The sequence below is a fragment of the Pseudoalteromonas sp. G5_S1_14_S5 genome (genome assembly GCF_054968605.1).
Map to the genome: position 1 here is coordinate 1 of NZ_JBQKUM010000086.1, position 19,216 is coordinate 19,216.

General features: G+C 41.9%; 23 protein-coding genes and 1 pseudogene. 18 read left to right on the forward strand and 6 right to left on the reverse strand.

What is annotated here, in order from left to right; genetic code table 11:
* Positions 1 to 26: 26 nt before the first annotated feature.
* From ACTRWI_RS19270 to ACTRWI_RS19280, 3 genes are all read left to right on the forward strand, one after another.
* Entirely contained in the window at positions 27 to 548 is a 522-nt protein-coding gene (locus ACTRWI_RS19270; protein ID WP_499133387.1) for a GrpB family protein, read from the forward strand.
* A 394-nt stretch (positions 549 to 942) separates the two neighbouring features.
* Positions 943 to 1,347, forward strand: coding sequence for a hypothetical protein (locus ACTRWI_RS19275; RefSeq protein ID WP_499133388.1), 405 nt, complete (start codon positions 943 to 945; stop codon positions 1,345 to 1,347).
* A gap of 311 nt (positions 1,348 to 1,658) precedes the next feature.
* A complete protein-coding gene (locus tag ACTRWI_RS19280) occupies positions 1,659 to 2,216 on the forward strand; it encodes a tetratricopeptide repeat protein (RefSeq protein ID WP_499133389.1) in 558 nt (185 codons plus the stop codon).
* A 534-nt stretch (positions 2,217 to 2,750) separates the two neighbouring features.
* On the opposite strand, the gene ACTRWI_RS19285 is transcribed toward ACTRWI_RS19280, so the two are convergent.
* From ACTRWI_RS19285 to ACTRWI_RS19300, 4 genes and pseudogenes are all read right to left on the reverse strand, one after another.
* Positions 2,751 to 2,969 (reverse strand): hypothetical protein, encoded by a 219-nt coding sequence (locus tag ACTRWI_RS19285; RefSeq protein WP_499133390.1) that lies wholly within the window; start codon positions 2,967 to 2,969, stop codon positions 2,751 to 2,753.
* Between the two features lie 173 nt (positions 2,970 to 3,142).
* On the reverse strand, positions 3,143 to 3,508 hold the full coding sequence (locus ACTRWI_RS19290; protein ID WP_499133391.1) for a hypothetical protein: 366 nt from the start codon (positions 3,506 to 3,508) through the stop codon (positions 3,143 to 3,145).
* Positions 3,509 to 4,022: 514 nt separating this feature from the next.
* On the reverse strand, positions 4,023 to 4,505 hold the full coding sequence (locus ACTRWI_RS19295; protein WP_499133392.1) for a terminase large subunit domain-containing protein: 483 nt from the start codon (positions 4,503 to 4,505) through the stop codon (positions 4,023 to 4,025).
* Between the two features lie 86 nt (positions 4,506 to 4,591).
* A pseudogene (locus ACTRWI_RS19300) lies at positions 4,592 to 4,924 on the reverse strand (EAL domain-containing protein); the annotation flags it as partial.
* A 692-nt stretch (positions 4,925 to 5,616) separates the two neighbouring features.
* Here ACTRWI_RS19300 and ACTRWI_RS19305 point away from each other — a divergent pair.
* Both ACTRWI_RS19305 and tdh read left to right on the forward strand, forming a co-directional pair.
* Entirely contained in the window at positions 5,617 to 6,810 is a 1,194-nt protein-coding gene (locus ACTRWI_RS19305; protein WP_499133393.1) for a glycine C-acetyltransferase, read from the forward strand.
* Positions 6,811 to 6,923: 113 nt separating this feature from the next.
* Positions 6,924 to 7,949 (forward strand): L-threonine 3-dehydrogenase, encoded by a 1,026-nt coding sequence (gene tdh, locus ACTRWI_RS19310; protein ID WP_499133407.1) that lies wholly within the window; start codon positions 6,924 to 6,926, stop codon positions 7,947 to 7,949.
* A 111-nt stretch (positions 7,950 to 8,060) separates the two neighbouring features.
* Here tdh and ACTRWI_RS19315 read toward each other — a convergent pair whose 3' ends face one another.
* The gene (locus ACTRWI_RS19315; protein WP_499133394.1) at positions 8,061 to 9,098 is read right to left on the reverse strand and encodes a phage integrase; all 1,038 of its coding nucleotides are present in this window, start codon (positions 9,096 to 9,098) and stop codon (positions 8,061 to 8,063) included.
* A 131-nt stretch (positions 9,099 to 9,229) separates the two neighbouring features.
* Between ACTRWI_RS19315 and ACTRWI_RS19320 the strand changes: the two genes are divergently transcribed.
* From ACTRWI_RS19320 to ACTRWI_RS19350, 7 genes are all read left to right on the forward strand, one after another.
* On the forward strand, positions 9,230 to 9,610 hold the full coding sequence (locus ACTRWI_RS19320; protein WP_499133395.1) for a hypothetical protein: 381 nt from the start codon (positions 9,230 to 9,232) through the stop codon (positions 9,608 to 9,610).
* A gap of 116 nt (positions 9,611 to 9,726) precedes the next feature.
* The gene (locus ACTRWI_RS19325) at positions 9,727 to 10,062 is read left to right on the forward strand and encodes a hypothetical protein (protein ID WP_499133396.1); all 336 of its coding nucleotides are present in this window, start codon (positions 9,727 to 9,729) and stop codon (positions 10,060 to 10,062) included.
* A gap of 62 nt (positions 10,063 to 10,124) precedes the next feature.
* Positions 10,125 to 10,535, forward strand: coding sequence for an Imm41 family immunity protein (locus ACTRWI_RS19330; protein WP_499133397.1), 411 nt, complete (start codon positions 10,125 to 10,127; stop codon positions 10,533 to 10,535).
* Positions 10,536 to 10,867: 332 nt separating this feature from the next.
* Positions 10,868 to 11,674 carry a HipA family kinase gene (locus tag ACTRWI_RS19335; protein ID WP_499133398.1) on the forward strand — a complete coding sequence of 269 codons (807 nt, stop codon included), beginning with the start codon at positions 10,868 to 10,870 and terminating at the stop codon, positions 11,672 to 11,674.
* A 2-nt stretch (positions 11,675 to 11,676) separates the two neighbouring features.
* The gene (locus ACTRWI_RS19340; protein ID WP_499133399.1) at positions 11,677 to 12,534 is read left to right on the forward strand and encodes a hypothetical protein; all 858 of its coding nucleotides are present in this window, start codon (positions 11,677 to 11,679) and stop codon (positions 12,532 to 12,534) included.
* 1 nt (position 12,535) lies between these two features.
* Entirely contained in the window at positions 12,536 to 14,110 is a 1,575-nt protein-coding gene (locus tag ACTRWI_RS19345; RefSeq protein WP_499133400.1) for a patatin-like phospholipase family protein, read from the forward strand.
* An 11-nt stretch (positions 14,111 to 14,121) separates the two neighbouring features.
* On the forward strand, positions 14,122 to 14,310 hold the full coding sequence (locus ACTRWI_RS19350; protein ID WP_499133401.1) for a hypothetical protein: 189 nt from the start codon (positions 14,122 to 14,124) through the stop codon (positions 14,308 to 14,310).
* Positions 14,311 to 14,672: 362 nt separating this feature from the next.
* On the opposite strand, the gene ACTRWI_RS19355 is transcribed toward ACTRWI_RS19350, so the two are convergent.
* Positions 14,673 to 15,299, reverse strand: a complete 627-nt coding sequence (locus ACTRWI_RS19355; RefSeq protein WP_499133402.1) for a phage repressor protein CI — start codon at positions 15,297 to 15,299, stop codon at positions 14,673 to 14,675.
* A 97-nt stretch (positions 15,300 to 15,396) separates the two neighbouring features.
* On the opposite strand from ACTRWI_RS19355, the gene ACTRWI_RS19360 reads away from it, so the two are divergent.
* The 6 genes from ACTRWI_RS19360 (at position 15,397) to ACTRWI_RS19385 (ending at position 19,123) form a co-directional block, all read left to right on the forward strand.
* Entirely contained in the window at positions 15,397 to 15,609 is a 213-nt protein-coding gene (locus ACTRWI_RS19360; protein WP_063522797.1) for a hypothetical protein, read from the forward strand.
* Between the two features lie 114 nt (positions 15,610 to 15,723).
* Positions 15,724 to 16,263, forward strand: coding sequence for a phage regulatory CII family protein (locus ACTRWI_RS19365; RefSeq protein ID WP_004742463.1), 540 nt, complete (start codon positions 15,724 to 15,726; stop codon positions 16,261 to 16,263).
* 10 nt (positions 16,264 to 16,273) lie between these two features.
* On the forward strand, positions 16,274 to 16,498 hold the full coding sequence (locus ACTRWI_RS19370) for a hypothetical protein (protein WP_499133403.1): 225 nt from the start codon (positions 16,274 to 16,276) through the stop codon (positions 16,496 to 16,498).
* A 20-nt stretch (positions 16,499 to 16,518) separates the two neighbouring features.
* The gene (locus tag ACTRWI_RS19375) at positions 16,519 to 16,806 is read left to right on the forward strand and encodes a hypothetical protein (RefSeq protein ID WP_499133404.1); all 288 of its coding nucleotides are present in this window, start codon (positions 16,519 to 16,521) and stop codon (positions 16,804 to 16,806) included.
* Complete coding sequence (locus ACTRWI_RS19380) at positions 16,806 to 17,033, forward strand: hypothetical protein (RefSeq protein ID WP_499133405.1); 228 nt, start codon at positions 16,806 to 16,808, stop codon at positions 17,031 to 17,033. The genes ACTRWI_RS19375 and ACTRWI_RS19380 overlap by 1 nt, the downstream gene beginning before the upstream one ends.
* Positions 17,033 to 19,123: a rolling circle replication-associated protein gene (locus ACTRWI_RS19385; protein WP_499133406.1), complete on the forward strand. Its 2,091-nt coding sequence runs from the start codon at positions 17,033 to 17,035 to the stop codon at positions 19,121 to 19,123. The genes ACTRWI_RS19380 and ACTRWI_RS19385 overlap by 1 nt, the downstream gene beginning before the upstream one ends.
* The last annotated feature ends 93 nt before the right edge of the window (positions 19,124 to 19,216 follow it).

Genomic DNA, 19,216 nt, shown 5'->3' on the forward strand with positions numbered 1-19,216 from the left:
CAAGGTGTTAGGTAAATGGAGGAACAATGAGTTCAAGGGTAATTAAAGTTGTAGATTATCGACCTTCATGGGCCGATGATTTTAGCGACGAAAAGTTGTTGCTAGAATCGGTCTTGAATGCAGCTAATGTAGTGGCAATTCATCACATTGGTAGTACTTCAGTCAAAGGTCTTTGTGCGAAACCAATCATCGATATTCTTGTTGAAGTGAAATCACTAGAAGAGTTAGATAAGAACAATAATCTGATGGAGTCACTTGGATATGAAGTTAAAGGTGAATTTGGTATAGCAGGTAGGCGTTATTTTCAAAAAGGTGGCATACAAAGAAGTCACCAAGTACATGCTTTTTTAGTTGGGTCTCCGGAAGCAAATAGGCATATTGCTTTTCGAGACTACTTGATTCAATTTCCAGAAATAGCGTTGCATTATGGAAATTTGAAGCGAGAAGGTGCTGCAATTTGTAACAACGATATTGGTGTATATTGCAATCATAAGGACAGTTTTATAAAGGAGCATGAAGTAAACGCACTACGCTGGAAATTTATCTAACAAATAAGGATTAAGCGTTGCGTAGTCAACAAACTGCTTAAGACGGACTGCCTACGCTCGGCGAATTTACTTCAAAGCTTGCTCTGTGTTTAAGGTGGCTTAATTTCGTATTGTGATATGTTGTTAGCCACTTAGCCACTTAGCCACTTAGCCACTTAGCCACTTAGCCTCAAGCTTGAACTTCAGCACTTCCCATAGCCACCGCTCATGGTGGCTTCATTACGCCTGTCTTACAGCCCATACCCAGCCCCCGGAAAACGCTATGGAAAACAGATTGTTAGTGATGTTCTCGTTAATCAATGATTTTATATGATTAATTCTGTGAATGGTTATTGTGTTCTGTCTCTTTTTTTGAATAATAGTGTTTTGTTTAATATGCAAAAGTATTCATAAAATGAAAGTTGTTAATTTTTTTCTATCAACAATGCTACTTGTTGGATCCGCTCAAGCCAATGACGTAGTTCAGCTAATTGGCCCTTACAATGTATCTTTTGAAAAGGCTCAAGACTCTGTTGTTAATTTCTATTTGCCTGAGGGGAGCATTGGAGTCGTTGGCCTTACTGGAGGGGACGAGTTTTCTGAAGCAGAAACTCCTTCTGGGATTTTTGATGACATATCAGAGAATAAGAAAACGATTTTTCTAAAAACGCAATTAGATGAAGGAGAGTCGGTTACTTCAGGGATTAGTACCAAGTGTGGACTTTCTTTGTCTGTTGTAATACACACAATTTCAAAAGCCTCTGTTGAAGGTGCAATTAAGCCTAAACTATTAATTAATACTCCTGCTGATTGTCATTAATTTATTGTTACGGACGAGATGAAACTCTTGTACAGCCACCTATTCGGTGGCTTTTTTGTGCCCGATATATAGATCCACCGAAAGCATAGCTAACCCATGGAAAACGCACTCCTCCTTCCCACCAGCGACGTTTTCGATCTCATTTTGCACGGTTTTACTTCGGTGAAACGCTAGTGATTACCAAAGGTGACTATAGCTTTGAACTTAATGAGGCCTAAATGATACGTGGATGTTTTTTTCATAATGGTCATACTATTATTAGTTATCGTTTTTGTAAAAAAGCTTTGGGACATAAATTAATGGAGTTCAGCATGTATCTAAAACTTATAGTGTTAATACTATCAACTTTCCTTTTTGCATGTGCAGGGCCCAACCCTAATGTTGGAGAACGGACAACTGATATGGGGTGGACTTCTGGGAATTATCAACTGGCATTCGATACTGCGGAAGCGTATGCAGAGAAAGGTCAGCCATGGGCTCAACTTAGATTAGGCATTTTCTACGCTAATGGTTGGGGAGTTGAGAAAGATGTGAAAATTGCCATGGAATGGTATCAAAAGGCCGCGGTTCAAACTGCAAAAGGTGATTGGGCTAATGGTAAAATTATTGGGGCTACTGGAGAAGCGGGTTACTTTAATCAAAACAGTGATGCACTTATTGCTCAATTCAATCTAGCACAACTGTATTTTGAAGGTGATGAAATAGAAAGGGACTTAGATAAATCACTTAAATTGGTAAATAGCGTTATTTCTAATTCAAATGGGGAATCAATTTTATTCTGTTGCGAGTTCTCAACTCCAAGATATTTTAGTCAAGATCAGTTTCTTGAACTCAAAAGTAAAATAGAGAAAGAGTTGGAGATTAAGTAATGTGTAATAATCTCCATAAAGGCGTATTCTAAGTGGGTGTAGTATCAACTTAAAAGCGTAACTCTTCTATAGCCACCACTCACAGTGGCTTTTTTACGCCAGTTACATAGCCCTGCTAAAACACAAGCAACTCATGGAAAACGCACTCATCCTCCCCACCTGCAGCGTTGTCGATCTCACTTTTCCGCAATTCTATTTCAGTGAAATTCTTCTACCGTAATAGAAAGCTAATAAGCCGCGAGCCCTTCAGGAATAACGGGGGATGGGGGATAATTGAAGGGCTGAGCGTGAATGGCAACGAAAAACAAAATTGCAAAAAATGTCACTGTGTTTACTTGGCAATGTTGTCCAGGTTAAAGGTTAAATGCAGACTTTCCGGCACTTCGGGATCCCCATTGACCGTATCCATGAACATCTCACAAGCCGGAATGACTTCATTCTTGCAGTAGACGTAATCGAATTTAATGGGGTCACCACGGGTCCCACCATTTGGAATGATGGCAGCCAGTTCTACGGGGAAGCGGTGACCCGTTATCACTTCTTGGGCAGTGACGTTCTTAATTTTTTCGTATTCATCTTTGGTGGCAATGTCGCCAACGGGTATGAGTTGTATGCTTTCTCATTGCCGTTCGAAATATTAATGAACATCGAGCGGAAGTTGCCCACACCGCGGCTAGAAGCCATCTTTTCTTTGAGATCGTCTTCATCTTCTTTGCTGAGGTTTGGGTCGGTGGCGTAGAAGATAAAGCTCATGTGCAAACCGCTCTTATAGTACCGGCGGCGAAAGGTGGTGGAGTCCTGGCTTAGTAGTGCGGATTGAACACATCCCAAGTAATCGGGCCCACCATAAACCTGTTGAACAGGGTCGTATTGCTTGATGAAAATGATGTCTTCTTTCTTGTAGCGCTTTTGCTTGTTGCCCCGCTCTAGAAAGCGAAGTCACCGTTCTTACGTTTTCGCAAATATATAGTGGGCATTGGCCAAAGGCCTACGCCTTTTCCCAAATAGTTACGCAGTTTAAGCAGGGCAGTATCACCGAACTCCAAGAAGTCATGCACGGCCGATTGCATTTTCTGTTTCTGCATAACGCCTTGAATGTAACGGCCCGCGATCATATTACGTCGAGCCATTAAGATAGAGCCATGATAGACGTTGGCTCGGGTGAGTTTGTTTAAGCCGGCTCTATCAAGCGGTGGCTCCCAATAGTCGCCATCGTCGTTGTAATACAGCTCGCTGTAATCGTAGTTGGTAAATTCACGATTCATGATCTCAGGCTCACCAAAGCTAAGCATCAAGCTTTCATTATTGATGGTTTTTTCGTGCTTGTTTTTGTTTTCTGTCCAGTTATAGAGTTACATCTGCCAAGTTGATTTGCGTTTTTCTGAGTGATCGAGCGGCTCGTTAATGCAGGCATGAGAGATCGCCCAGAACGCGTAGGCGTGTCCAGTTAACTCGCTGCGCTAAGCTTTGAAGGTCATGTTGTTGCCGCTGTTGGTGGTTGCTCGCTTAATGGCCATGAAGGCCATAGCAATGTCTTTGTGCTCTGCATCAAATTGAATTCGGTTTGATGCAGAGCACATCAATCGTCTTCATCACCAATCGGTTTTTACTTTCGTTGCTGTATTGAATGACGACGGTTTCTCGCGGTTTTTTTTGCTGAGTAAGTCATACATACCCGCGCCAATGCCCTTGGTATCAATGGCCAAATAGCTGACTTTGTAACGGTTAAACACTTTTTAGACTTGCTGAGCCTGGTACTGAAAGTTCAACCCTCGCCAGCAGTGCTTTTCCAGGACTCGGAACTTTTCAATGGCGACAATAGGTGGGGCGACCACAACTAAACAGGCGTTGTCTCGGGGCGTAACCTAACCAAACCTCACGCAGATCGAAGGGAGAGTTGTCATTGGGCTTGAAATCTTGCCACCGGCTAATGTCGACCATGGCTTTCTCAAGGGCTGAGAACTTAAAGACCGAGCTGGCACCATCGTCGAAGATACACATAAACATATTATCGAAGTCGTCTTTGCTGTATTCGTCGCGTAGCTCATCGATATCAAATAGCTCACAACCACCTGCAGCGGTATTCTCAATCGTAACCACGTAACGCCACTGCTTGTCTGGGCAGAGCCGTCCACTGTCTCGATAGTCGGCAAAGGTCGGAAACTCAATATTGGCACGGGTATCTCGACCTTGGCGCCATTGGTCGCCCGTCCAAAAGGTGTAAGCCTGATGCGTTTTAGCCGAAGGGGTGGAGAAGTAGGTTTTGCGCCAGTTCTTGTGGGTCGCCATGGCGGACGCGAGTTTGTTGAGCCATCGAATTTAGGGATCCAAAAGTACTCATCCACATAAACCCTTTCCTTAAGGTAATGGAGTCATTACATGATCAGTCTAAGATCCGTCAATGGCAGTGGCTTTGAATATAGAAACCCCTGACAGCGATCGAAACCAAGCTGGTGGACACTTTGATGTGTATCCACATCTTCAACGCCTTCCGCTACTGTTTCAATTCCAGACGCTTTGCAGTAAGCTAAAGTTTGCTTGATTAGTGAGGAGCGAGAGCTGTCTTCGCTATTTACAATCGATTTATCAAATTTTACTTCATCGACATAAAGGTTCATCACCTTATTCATGTCTGAGTAACCCACACCGAAATCATCGATAGAGATTTTAATACCAAGCGCTTTATAGCGTTGAACCTGTTTGCAGAGCTCTCCATCCCATTGATCAGCTTCACTGAGTTCGCTAGTGCTTTCTTGCTGATATTAAGAGCCAAGTTCAAGTGTGCTGGAAGCGACTTGACTTCAGTTAAAGATTGCTCAGAAGCTCTCTTCTTCTTCACCTAATGCAAAAGTACGATCAATGAACACACCCGGTGAAAAGATACCTTTTTCGGGAATATTCAGACGAAACAGTGCTTGTACACCTGTCACTTTCTCGGCACTCGATTCTACTTTTGGTTGATAGAAGCAGGTGTGCTAGTCGTTTTCGAAGGCTTCTTGAATGATGTGATCGGATAGCGTCATTGGCTTGTTTCTCATTTTATCTTGGGCATCGGTGTAACGGCCGCACATTCTGAGAGAAACAGTAATTCGACAATAAATCGTTTTGAGATTAAAAATTGAGAGTGGGTATGAAAGCGAAATTAGGTCGAATTTTCGATGGATATGGCGTTAAAAAGAACAATAGAGGGGCGTTAATGTGCCCTACGTCACTGGGATGAACTATTATTCGTGCCTCAGGTTCATTAATGTTTTTCCAACTGGAGGGATAATCGAAAAGGGGATGTTCAACTAGAATATAGGGATTAGTTTTACAGTGTAAATGATCGTTTTAGGATCGTTTGTATCCCTACATAATGCGGCGCGCGATGCTGCTGAATAATAACTAGTAAGGAATGAGAATGTCTTCTGCATTTTATCAACAGATTCAAAATCAAATCGAAGAAGTTAAAGAAGAAGGTCTTTACAAGTCTGAGCGTGTAATCACTTCTCAACAGCAAGCAGCTGTTAAAATTTCAACAGGCGAAGAAGTACTTAACTTCTGTGCAAACAACTACTTAGGTCTAGCTAACCATCCTGAACTTATCGAAGCTGGTAAAGCGGGTATGGATCAACACGGCTTTGGTATGGCGTCTGTACGTTTCATCTGTGGTACTCAAGACATCCACAAAGAACTAGAGCAAAAGCTATCTACGTTCCTAGGTAAAGAAGACACAATCCTGTACACATCTTGTTTTGATGCTAATGCTGGTCTGTTCGAAACCATTCTAGGCAAAGAAGATGCAATCATCTCTGATGCACTAAACCACGCATCTATCATCGATGGTGTTCGTCTATGTAAAGCGATGCGCTTCCGCTACGCGAACAACAACATGGAAGAACTAGAGCAGCAACTTATCGCAGCTAAAGAAGCTGGCGCTCGCCACACACTAATCGTAACTGACGGCGTATTCTCAATGGACGGCGTAGTAGCGAATCTTCCAGCTATCTGTGACCTTGCGGACAAGTACGATGCACTAGTAATGGTTGATGATTCTCACGCTGTGGGCTTCATGGGTAAAAACGGCGCTGGTACTCACGAGTTCCACAACGTTGTTGACCGCATCGATATCATCACAGGTACGCTAGGTAAAGCAATGGGTGGCGCTTCAGGCGGTTATACGTCTGGTAAGAAAGAAGTGATCGACTGGCTACGTCAGCGTTCTCGTCCATACCTATTCTCTAACTCTGTTGCACCAGCAATCGTATCGGCGTCTATCCGCGTTCTAGATCTTCTAGCAGAATCTGGTGACCTACGTACAACACTATGGGAAAACTCTGCACATTTCCGCACTCGCATGGAAGAAGCTGGTTTCACTATGGGTGGGGCTGACCACGCAATTATCCCAATCATGCTTGGTGATGCAAAAGTAGCAGCTGAGTTCGCAGAGCGCGCTCTAGAGAAAGGCATCTACGTTGTAGGTTTCTCTTTCCCTGTAGTACCAAAAGGTCAAGCTCGTATTCGTACGCAAATGTCTGCAGCACACTCTCGTGAGCAACTAGACCGCGCAATCGATGCGTTCATCCAAGTTGGTCAAGACATGGGTATCATCTAATTTGATTGCAGGTTGTTGGCGTAACGCTAATGCTGTGATGATTAGATAAGAACAATAAGATTTTTGATTCTCGCCTTACAGTTAGGCGAGATGAACTAGGTAAAATTATGAAAATTAAAGCACTTTCTAAACTTAAGCCTGAAGAAGGCATTTGGATGACCGAGGTTGAAAAACCTGAAATGGGTCATAATGATCTTCTTATCCGTATTAAGAAAACCGCAATCTGTGGTACAGACGTACACATCTACAACTGGGATGAGTGGTCACAAAACACAATTCCAGTACCTATGGTTGTAGGTCACGAATACGTAGGTGAAGTTGTTGGCATCGGCCAAGAAGTTCGTGGTTTTGAAATCGGTGATCGTGTATCTGGTGAAGGTCACATCACATGTGGTCACTGTCGTAACTGTCGTGGCGGCCGTACTCACCTTTGTCGTAACACAACAGGTGTTGGTGTTAACCGCACTGGTGCATTCTCTGAATACCTTGTGATCCCTGCGTTCAACGCATTTAAGATCCCAGCAGAGATTTCAGATGATCTAGCATCAATCTTTGACCCGTTCGGTAACGCAGTGCACACAGCGCTTTCTTTCGACCTAGTAGGCGAAGATGTGCTAATCACTGGTGCAGGCCCAATCGGTATCATGGCTGCTGCGGTTGCTAAGCACGTAGGTGCTCGTCACGTTGTAATTACTGATGTAAACGAATATCGCCTAGACCTTGCTAAGAAAATGGGTGTAACGCGCGCTGTAAACGTGATGGAAGAGAAGCTTGAAGATGTTATGGCTGATCTTGGCATGACAGAAGGCTTCGACGTAGGCCTAGAAATGTCTGGTGTACCATCAGCATTCAACAGCATGCTATCTAACATGAACCATGGCGGTAAGATCTCTCTACTAGGTATTCCACCATCAGACATGGCAGTAGACTGGAACCAAGTAATCTTTAAAGGCTTGGTTATCAAAGGTATCTACGGTCGTGAGATGTTCGAAACTTGGTACAAGATGGCTTCTTTGATTCAATCAGGCTTAGATCTAACACCAATTATCACTCATAACTTCAAGGTTGATGACTTCCAAAAAGGCTTTGACGCTATGCGTAGCGGGCTTTCAGGCAAGGTAATCCTTGATTGGGAATAGTCTAAATTAGGCTCTGATTTGCAAAAGGCGACAATGTAAATTGTCGCCTTTTTTACGTCTAAAACCGCTAAATAACGCTCTTTTACAGTGGCTGCCGCCATTTTGTCGCCACTAATTTGCTAAAGGATTGAGGTGAACAGCCTGCATCAAATGCTCTGGGGCAAAATGAGAATACGCCATTGTCTGCTCGATTTTTGTGTGGCCAAGAATACGCTGCAGCACTAAGATATCCCCTTTATTCATCATAAAATGCGAAGCAAAAGTATGCCTTAGAACATGGGTCGCTTGCCCATTCGGAACGTGCTCAGGCAAGGCTCTTTTTATGTAACGCCAAGCATCTTTGTAACTGGTGTTAAATATGTCATGGTCGCTCACCGCTATATCTAATATCTCTTGATACAAAGATGGTGAGATAGGCACACTGCGATTCCTTTTCCCTTTTGTCTCTGTGTAAGTCAATTTGAACTCGGTTATTTGAGCGCGAGTTAGAGTGAGTGCCTCACTGATTCGTGCACCAGTGGCCAAACAAATTTTCGCGAGGACAATGATTTGCGGGATTGATACCTTGATAACTCGCTTGCAGTTCTGCAGTTCATCAAAGAACTCGTCGATTTGTGGCTTGGTTAGATAGGCAAGGTGCTTATCACTGGTTTTGATCGGCTCGATTGCTTCAAGCGGGTTGGGATATTTCCACTGATTGTACTTAATCAGCTTCTTGAACATGCCCTTTAGATAAATCAGTTCAAGGTTGTGTGTGGTTGGGGATATGTCGATTGATTTATTCTTGCCCCTATAGGGGACACGAGCTGCTCGATACGCCAGGTAGTCTCGTTCTTTAAACTGGCAGGCAATTGGGTTACCTAACTCTTCAATTGTTTTGGATATGAGATCTTTGGCTTGCTTGCCTGACTTTAGAGTATGGCCATGGATGGTCCACCAATTTTCCAAAAGCTCACTCATTCTTCGGTTATCCGGTTTAATACCCATCCATGGCTTATCGTCAATCTCCTTCATCGTGTAAAGCTCAAAGGCTTTAGCTTCGCCTTTGGTAGCAAACTTCTTACGAACACGTTTTCCTGCTCGCCCGTTTGGGTAGCATTCGCAGATCCAAGGTTTGGTCGATCCATCTTTCAAATTGCGTACTGACATATTTAAGCCTAAAATAACTGTATATAAAAACAGTGTAGGTCGAGCTTAAACGTAGAACAATGTTTTATGTCGCACAACAAGCACAAGCTCGATGTATATCTCAACACATTGAAATTTAATCAGGTTTTACTATGTTTCAATCCATTCATGTGAGCGTAGGCTACAGTGCAATTAAGATGAACAGTGCTGGCCCATTGGACCTAAGCAAAAAGAATACGGGCGAAGTCTCCGCACTTTTAAAGATGGGGGATGTGTTTCGCGCCCCCTTTGGCGGATTTATTGAAGCAGAGAACGTAGCGGATTTACGAAAGGTCAAGCTGGTTGATATCAAATACCTGTGTACTGATGCAGACGCTGAAGTAATCGAGTACGTGATACAAAGAGACCACTATGTAGTAGGGACGTACCAAGACCGGAAGTTGTACATTTTACTGTTTGGTGGGCAACCGAGGCATCATCAGATCAAAGGAATTGAGCATGATGGGAAGAATAATGTGATTTCATTAACTTGATATGCTTTCAATATATACCGAAAAGTATTACTTACGTGTTAGCATATGCATCTAGATTGGTCTGGCTTTTGGGCCACACCATAAGGTGACGCTTACTTTATGATTTAGGAGTTAAAATGGGATACGTATTAGCAAATAAAGCAACTAAAAATCAGATGCTTTATGCATTTGAACCTAATTTTAATATCGATTCTATTGAGTATAAAACGGTTAGTCTAGAGCATGTTCAATACGATCACCAAGGCAATATCTTGATTGATTCTGCCACTCTTAAGGAGTTGGAGTTGTTAGGTGTTCCAGTTTTCGAGAAAAAATCCTCAGCTAAAGAATTTTTAGTTGGTCTAGGTTTAATGGCGCATGCTAAGTATGTTGGAGTTCGCTATAAAAGGGCGTATGAGCATAGTTTTATAGACCTTAATACCCCATCAAGCTGGACAGAATTAAATCGATAATCAGTAAGTTTCGCAATTATAAACTGTACAAGATAGATTCAATACATGTGGTGCTTTTTAACATGCATCATCCACTAAAAAGGTTCCCTTCCATTAAAGATTTATATAGAAATTTCGTATCTAGTAGTGAGTTTGATGATAATTCATTTATAGCCAAGCTACATGAATACCATGTTTGGGATGACAGTGAATATTGGAAACTTGATTCAGCAATCTATTCGCTAGCCTCTGATTTGGATGCTAGCGAAGATATACCCAGAGCAATTGCTTGGCCCATAGCAAGAATTTTTAGTTACCTCATGATGACATTTGAGGCTCATCATAATAAAAATGATAGTTTTGAAATCAAAGATCTTGATTTTGAGGAAGCGTGCAATCGAAGAGAGCGTGTACAACTAGTATTTGAAGGATTTTTTGAGGGTGAAATGATTCCTAACGATAGCTTTCATTATTCAAATCCACAATGTTTTTGACAATTTCTGCATTTTGCATCTCGCTTGCTCAGAGCAACTCTTTACCGTAGTTGATCATGTTGCTTCGTACTTATCCCCCGTCATAGACGACTGAAATCGTGGAGTGTCTGGTTGTTATTAATCTCTATTTTCAAACTGGTTGATGTTTCTAAAATTGTGGGAAAAGAGACAGAGCTGAAAAGAGAGTTAGAAAATGCTCATATAGTTTCTGTGTTCACAGTTTAACTAAAACACCTTTCATTAACAGTATCTTTTCGTTATCATTTTTACAATGAGACAACCTTTTTCATCATTACTTGTTTAGTAATGAATCACTTACCATTGAGTTCATCGTGGATAAAAAATCAAACATAGTTCTAGCAACTTTACTGCCAGGGGCTGAGTTGCTAGAAGATAATTCGAAAAACCCAGTTTGGAAAGCACCAGTAAAAACAATGGATCAAAAGACCGAGTTTGTATATTTGAAACTGCTGGAGCCACGGAGAATCTTCGCAGAGGCGATTTGTGCGATCATTGGCCGTCAAATAGGGTTACCAATTCCAGAACCTATTTTAGTTAACCTTCCTGAACACCTGATGTTCGATCTCGTTGGCGAAAAAAACGAAGGTAACAAAGTATGCATTGGTTTTGGTTCTAAGGATGCAGACTACCCTAGTTTGAATCGAGTGCTGAATATCAAAGACGATGAGTTGATTTGGGCGAAGCTTAGAGCTCATACGAAATCACTAGAGGCTGCTATCTTTGATGAATGGATTGCTAATTCAGATCGTCATTGGGGTAACTTACTATATGATGGCGGTGATGAATTTATCTTTATAGATCATGATTTAGCTTTACCTGATCAAGCAAAATCAAGTCAACCCATTAGAAATAACCTGTTATTCAATTTTATATCTGATGGTATTGATGAACTATCAAAGGCTAGAATCGTTAAAAAAGTTCAAGACGAATTGTGTGATAGCTACTCAAAAATCGATATAAGAAATTGTGTGGAAATTTGCTATGGTCAATCTTTGATTGGTAAGGATAATATCGATTCGATAGTTGATTTTCTAATGGAGAGAATAGGGTTTCTTAATGGAATAATAAAGAATAAATTAAATCCAGAACAAGGTGAGTTATTCCAATGTGCGATTTAAACATGTTTCCAGAATTCCCATGTTTTGAAGCAAATTGGACTCCAATTTACTTTGAGCCTATTCTACTTTCTGGAGAGAGAATAACGATTGCAATTGTTATCATCGACTCTCATGGTGAGTTCAAAGTATTTCCAACTTTGAGAGAAGAAGTGTTGGATTCATTATATGGCATTAAGTCTAAAAATCTATCCAATATTATAAAACACTGTGAAGAATCTATAAATACACACTTGAATAACGGTAAGCCATTTGAGCTTTGGAAACCTCCTTTTAAAGGAATACTTCAAGGCAAAACTACCCCTGCGGCGGACGATAGCGTATTCAAAGTCGCTCAGCAAGCGATTCAACGCAGTTCAAGCCTCAGTAGTCTGAGTATGGCAGCCGAAAGAGATTACGATGATGAATTGAAACAAAGCTACAAAGTATCTCAGCGCTGGCAGGAAGCCGTGATAAAAGATGTTCTTTCGAAAATGCCTAGTTTTGAAAACTACTTTAAAGTAAAAATCGCAATTGATCGCTCGAAAACTAAAACACAATTTGGTTTTTTGTCTGATAGAACTGCAATCAATTTTGGCGTATTATCTGGATTTGGTCATTCATCTTCTTTAAATACAATAAAAGCTAGGATATTAGATTTAGAGCATTTAATGAATAGTAGTAGCCTAATACTACCAGAAGACTATGCAATTATGATTAAGACTCCTAGAAAAGATGATGTGTCAATTACAGATGCTATCAAAGAAAAGTTAAGCGATACTATATACACAATCCAAGACATCGGACTTAAATCGAACGTGAAAATTTGTACTGTTGAAACTCCAGAGATGGCCGCAGATAAAATAATTGAGATAGCTGCATAATATGAGAGCATATGGTATTTTTGCAGGTGGTGGGGTCAAAGGAGCTGCTTTAGCCGGAGCTCTGGAAGCTGCGCAGCGAGAGAAAATTAACTTTTTAGGTTATGGCGGTGCATCGGCTGGCGCTATAATTGCGTACCTCGCTACTATTGGTTATGGTGGTAATGAAATATATATAAAAATGATACGTAGTCCTTTCAAGGATATGTTATTTGAAGATAAAGGTGAAAAACTTTTCCAACTTAAAAGTGTTTTAGATCTCCCACCTTTATTTAAAAGTATGTTTAGACTTTCTAACCTAAAAAAGCTTAGAGGACTTAAACTAAATAACCTAAGAGTTCATGCAAAGGATGGGACTTTAACTTTTTTACAAGTTATTTTTGGTATTTGCTCCATTATTAAAGCTCCGTTCAGTAAGGAATTAGGGGTCTATAATACTGACCACTTAAGGTCAACTTTAGTCGAGTGGACTAAAGTAAAAGCACCTGGTTTACTGAATGGCCTCAATGATAGCTTGACGTTTGAACACTTACATAAATCTACCGGTTTAGATTTGAAGATCGTCTGTTCGGATTTGTCCTCCAAGACGGCGGTAGTTTACTCTGCCCAAACAACACCTAATGCCGACGTATTTGATGCTGTTTGCGGTTCAGCGTCTTATCCATTTTTATTTAATCCAAAAATTGGTAATGAAAAGGTTCTAATCGATGGTGGGTTATCGTCAAATGTGCCTATGTTTATGTTCAAAGATGAGCAGAAGGATGCAAATATACCAATATACGCATTTGACTTGCACAAAGAAGTTACTCTTCCTGAAGGGAGGTTAGGTTGGTTTGATTACCTTAAACGTCTTATCGATACAGCTTTAGAAGCTAGTGATAACGTGATGTTTAATATGCTTAACGCAAGAAGAGTGAAGGTCAATGTACCCAAGGATATTGATACACTTGATGTCAACGTATCTAAGTTGGACGTGATGCGTTTGTATTATGCAGGTTTGATAGACGGATTAGATTTTTTTTCTAGTGATGATACAGTAAAACTACTAAAAGCATCTTTGGATGACATAAATAGAGAGGCTTTGGCTCATTATGGTCCTGCTCACATGTTCAATGTTGTATTGAATGCAATTCAGGAGGAATCAACTTTCGATAATGAGTCTGTACGAGTTTGGCTTTATGTTCCAACATCAAGAAATTCCATTGTGAGCATAGCGGGATCTGCAAATGCATCCGGCAAAAGGTATGAATGGCCATTGGATTCAATTGGCGAAGTGATAGATGCCAGAGATGCATGGTTGAAGAAGGCTGAGATTATTTCTTCGGATAATGCTGGAACAAAGACAAGAGTCTCTTTCCCGATATTTAGGGAAGAGGATACACTTAGATTTCATCAATCCAATACGAGAGAAAGTCATTGTATAGGGGTTCTAGTCTTGGATATAAATGTTGCACCAAAAGAGTGTATGTGGTTGTACTTTCATAAGTCTAGGGTTATATTAGATGAAACATTTAGAACAAATATGCTACAACCATGGTTAATTTTATTAGGTCGAGTTCTCAGTAATGCTCGCTTCTAAAGGAGGTGGTTATGGAAAATAAAACAACAATTTTATCTGTGCGCCGCTCTTCTCTGATGAAAAAGAGTTCACCAGAAGAGTATTTTGATAGTAAGCCACAAACTGCCAGTGATCTCAAAGAGAAGATTAAGAAGGCTAGACTTTCTATGCAAGATTCAGTCGATGAAGAGTCTGAGCTAGCCAAAGCGTTTTCTATGTGAGTTTTTTCGCATGAGCCATCAATCACGATGGTATTGATGGCTTCTTATACACGTTTTTATGTACAAACTTTACGAATTGAAATTTAATTTTTAGTTTATAGAATTAATTTGTTACAAACAGTTCATTTCGAAATACAAACTAGATTCATTTTTTATATCGTATCTTCAAACACTCTTTTCTCCAATCGTTGAGATTACCCGGAACCAAAGAAAAAGGCTGCCAAATGGCAGCCTTTTTTAGTTTACAAGCAAAGGTGTTAACGTCCTTCCCCGATAGGACAGGGTGATAATAACGCATTTAGATGTTAGCGATACCGTTAACCAGGTTGAATGCGAGTGAGCTCAAAGATTGAGTTCAGCCGTCAGCACTTATCCATTATTAATGCGACACGCCCCACAACTCTCACATCATCTTCCTCAACGGTTAATGTCGAGCCATTGAAGCTAATCGCTAGTTTTTTACCTGGTAAGCGCTGAATCTCATTCAGAGAGAGCAGGCCGTCCATATCCACTAGGTAAGTTCCACTTACTGCTTGGCGAACTTCTTTATCGACAATGAATGTAGTTCCATCGTGCTCGATGCCCATTACATTCAGAACCCCAAGTTTGTCTAGGTAGCTCTTATCAAACGCTAACGTTTCATTCCCTATGAGCTTTCCGTTCACTAAGGCGAAGTAATCGATGTCAAACAGTGTCTTCGCTTCGTTTTTCTTAGACGTATGTTCTTGTACTGCGTGATCAGGGAAAGCCTCGCCTTCTCCCAAAGCTAAATATTTGATTGATGCGCCAGTCTTCAAATGAAGTCTCAAAATCACTTCAAAAGGAGTTAGCTCTCTTTGGTGCCACGTAGATATCGTCCCTTTTGAAATGCCAAGTACGTCACCAAGGGACTTAAAGTCTTTCGTTTTCGTGACTTTCTTCATCCTTTCTGTAACTTCCCGGCCACCAATGTATTCAAAAGATGGTATTTGCTCTTGTAATTCACTCATAAGAAGTCTATATTTTCACTCAAATGATTACTGGACAGTGCGGGGTGCGACCCTATTGTCCGAAATGAAACACTCAATAGCCAGATAGGATATCACTATGCTCTCATATCAAGTAGTTCTAAATACGCCTTTCATGACGTACGACCAATACTCTCAGTTCTCTGGTATGCCTAAACGTACCATCATGGATTGGGTGGCCGACGGCCGCTTACCTATTAAAACCAAAGCAAAAGGTAAGGAAACTCCTCTTATCAATATGATCGCCTTAGTTGAAATGGCGACTCGTGAAACGATGGAAAAGTTAGGGTAGGCCGCTATGTGTTTATCTTCCCTGATGCCAACCAAAGAGTATTGCCCGTTGTGGCTCAATATTCTTGGTTGGGGTTTCGTTTTTATCCCGTTTGTCTTCAATTGAGTATTGGTTATGAACGAAATTGACTCAATGTGCGAATTCCGTGGCTCTAAACAAAAAGCATTTAACGAAGCGTGCTGTGCATTTGCGAACTCGGAGAACATGACCAAGTTAGCAAAAGCTGTGGGCATGAATGCGACCATGCTTCGTAACAAGCTCAACCCAGAGCAACCGCACATCCTTACCAATGTAGAGCTTGTGCTCATCACCAAAGCCAGTGGCAACTTCACCATTCTTAATAGCCTTTTGCTTGGCCTCGGTGTGGTAACGGCACAAATCCCTAATGATGCGAGTGAAGAGACTTTCATTAAACGCGCATTAGAAAATGCGGTGCACTCGGGTGATTTATCCCGCATGGCTTTAGAACATGCAGGGAATGATCGCCTAAGCCGCACCAACAAGCACATCATTATCCAAAAGGCACAAGCGGGTATTAGCAACCTTGTGCTTCTTATCAACGATATCGAAAGCCGCACAAAAGGTGTTTCCCCATTCTTAGCCATGAGTGTGGATTTGGTCGCCAATGGTTCGGCTATTCCCGGACTGACTTAGGAGAGCCCGAATGGAATCGACTAACCCAATTCATAGACCTTGCCCGGATTTACCTGCATATAGCCTTAGCCAAGAACAGAAAGCCAAAGGCTTAGCAATGCTCAAGCAAGTCAAAGCTCAAGTACGTGACGGTGTTCTTTCCAAGTTGCGAACGGAGTATGAAGAAGCGGAGAGCCCAACGTTAAAAACGGCGATTAACCGCAGAGCAAGAAGCATCAAACGTAACTGGTCATAACCACAAGCTAAGGATTAAGCATGATTACTCAGACACAAGACGTTGCGAACAAACGCGCTATTCAATACACCGTCAATTCTATTTACAACTTGGTTTTTGAGAACAGTGATGTGATCGATTTCCGCATTGAGTTTTCTACCAAGCATAAGTACTTCGGGGTCTTTCACTTTGAAGGGAATCGCACCAAAGAGCTTCATTTAATCGTTCTGCTGGATAGTGAGTCTGCACTTAAAGAGCTGTTAGAAGTGGAAGATACGTTAATTGAGCGCATCGCGGAGTTAAAAGATCAAAATGGGGAGGCGGCCTAATGGAATATTCAGCCGTGTTTCTTTGCCCAAGTGGCGGCATTGTTCGCCACGAGGAGACTCAACAGGTCGCGAACGTTCAGGTTGGTGATTTTGACTCAATGGACGATGCGGTTAATCAAGCTTGCTTAACGCTTGAATGTACTCACCTTTACAAAGGCGTGATCTCAAAAGGCGAGGGTAAAAGTGGGTTCATGGTGGTGACAAATCAGGAGTTGGAGGCGATTTAGTGGAATTGAATGATCTCCTCTATAGCGTAGGGGCTGTGATGCCCCTCGACAAAATTCGCAGAAACGATGCCAGCTATAACGCTGGTTTTTTAGTATCCAAAATTTACACCGACCAAGAGCAAGCGCTTTTAGATACCGGTTTAGTGAAGAAAATCCCGATTTACGATCGCGTTTTTAACCAGAGATCGAAGCGAGAAGTGGAGCTTCAGAAATCGACCGATCTCTTTAAAGCGCAAAATCATCGCACGGAACACGACCGCGAAGCGGCGGCGAGAATCGCCGAAGAAGCTAGGCTAGTCAAAGGGCGCAAAAGTCAGACAGAAAAATACAGGCATCGAATTGAGCGAAATCGTCGCACTCTGAGGCTTCTGGACAAGGTGGTGAATCCGTCAGAAGTGTTGCAAAGCTCAGAGTCGTATTTCAACCACGACTCGCTCTATGGCTCTACAGAGCGAAATCAGCCTGCTGTGCTGCGTGAAAAGGGGAGGGAAAACCGCTGTGAACCCAAAATCCTTCCCACATCGGTACAACTGCAGCAACGTGAATGCTTTAACCAGTATCGAATTCAGCACATAACCCAAACACCGGCGAGCAAAGCCCCTGTAGCAAACAGTGGTGATAGATACACAGACAAATTAACCAAGCGAGCTATTACACAGATTTTTGAAAGTGCTGCGTATTCAGCAATTTGCAATGATGGGTTCACTACGTTCCTCACACTGACGTTTACCAAAGCTCAACGATTAGCGATTTTTGGTGGTATGGCCGATGAATCTGATCTCGGGCATCTTGGTGCGCGGCATCCAATCCGCTATCGAAGAAACATGGTGACTTATATGAGTAGCCCGGCTGAGAAACGAGTGGCGTTGCCGGTCATGGATATCGGTGGGCCTTATTCAACGGTCCCATTTGCCAATAGACCTCGAACGAAGTTAATGAACGGAGATGGGGAGATAGCTGGTGATTACTGCCGCTTGGAGGACAAGCCCACAACTGAATTTACCTTAGAGAAAACCATTGAAACCACAATGGGCAAAGAGGTGTCTCGGATTCTTGATGCGATGAAGAAGATGTATCAAAGAGGCTGGGTTGCGGATCATACTGTTCAAATTGATGCCGATAGCGGCCAGAAATACTGTGATTTAAAAGCTGAAAAAGTGCCGGCTCATATTGGTAAGCCGAGTGATGTTGGCCCAACCAAAAAACCGCTCGATTTTCATTACATTTGGGTTGCTGAGTGCCCTGCTAATGAGGATGGTGAACCCAACCCCCACGTGCATGTTCTTTTAAAGTGGAATGTTGAACCTAGGTTCTTTAGTGCCTGGGCAAAACGTCTAGAAAAAATTTGGGGACACGGATTTGCAACACTCGAGAGAATCAAAAAGCCGAAAGCTGCTGGCTCTTACATCATAAAGGCTGTGGGCTATGCCGCTAAAGGAAGGGATTCAGCACAAGGGCTGATAAAAGGAAATCGTTACAGCATATCTAAATGCACAAGAGCACCCAAATGGCAGTGTTTGGCATCCTTTGAAGCGGACAACATGACGGCAGTGATTAAAGAGCTTGGCCATAAGCTAGACCAATGGAAAAAACCGTTAAAGCGCAGAATATCAAAGCTGAAGGTGGCAAAAGACCAAACGATTAAAGCCAAGGCGATAGCCATGAAACAAGGCAAACCGAAATCACTGACAGACAAAATGCAGAGCCGGATTATTCGTTTGGAAAAACAGGCAGAAAAGGTAAATCAAGAAATTCGTGATCGTGGAGTGCATGCCTCCAGTGGGAACCGCTTCTCTGTGACGTTCGAAGGCGATGACTCAAAAACTAAAGTAGACGAATTCTTGTTCTGGGCTGCAGGTGCTCGTGGTTGGTCTATGGAGTGTAGAGATTTGGATTTAGCTGATCTCAAACAAGAGGCTGATACATATTACGAAAGTAGCTTTGTTCATCACCAAGAACGGCGAGCCTATTGGAAGGCAGTATTTGAAGATAGCCCTCCTATTTTGGATGTGGATGACGACGAAAAGAGTTATTGGATGAATGTTCAAGCTCAGTACTCAGAGACACACTTTGAGGCAGTGTTGTATTAATCAAATTGAGCGGTGAATCTAGTTTCATGACACTACTGTATGAATAATTATAAAAATACTGTATGTTTGAACAGTGGTTTGGTTTGGAGTAAA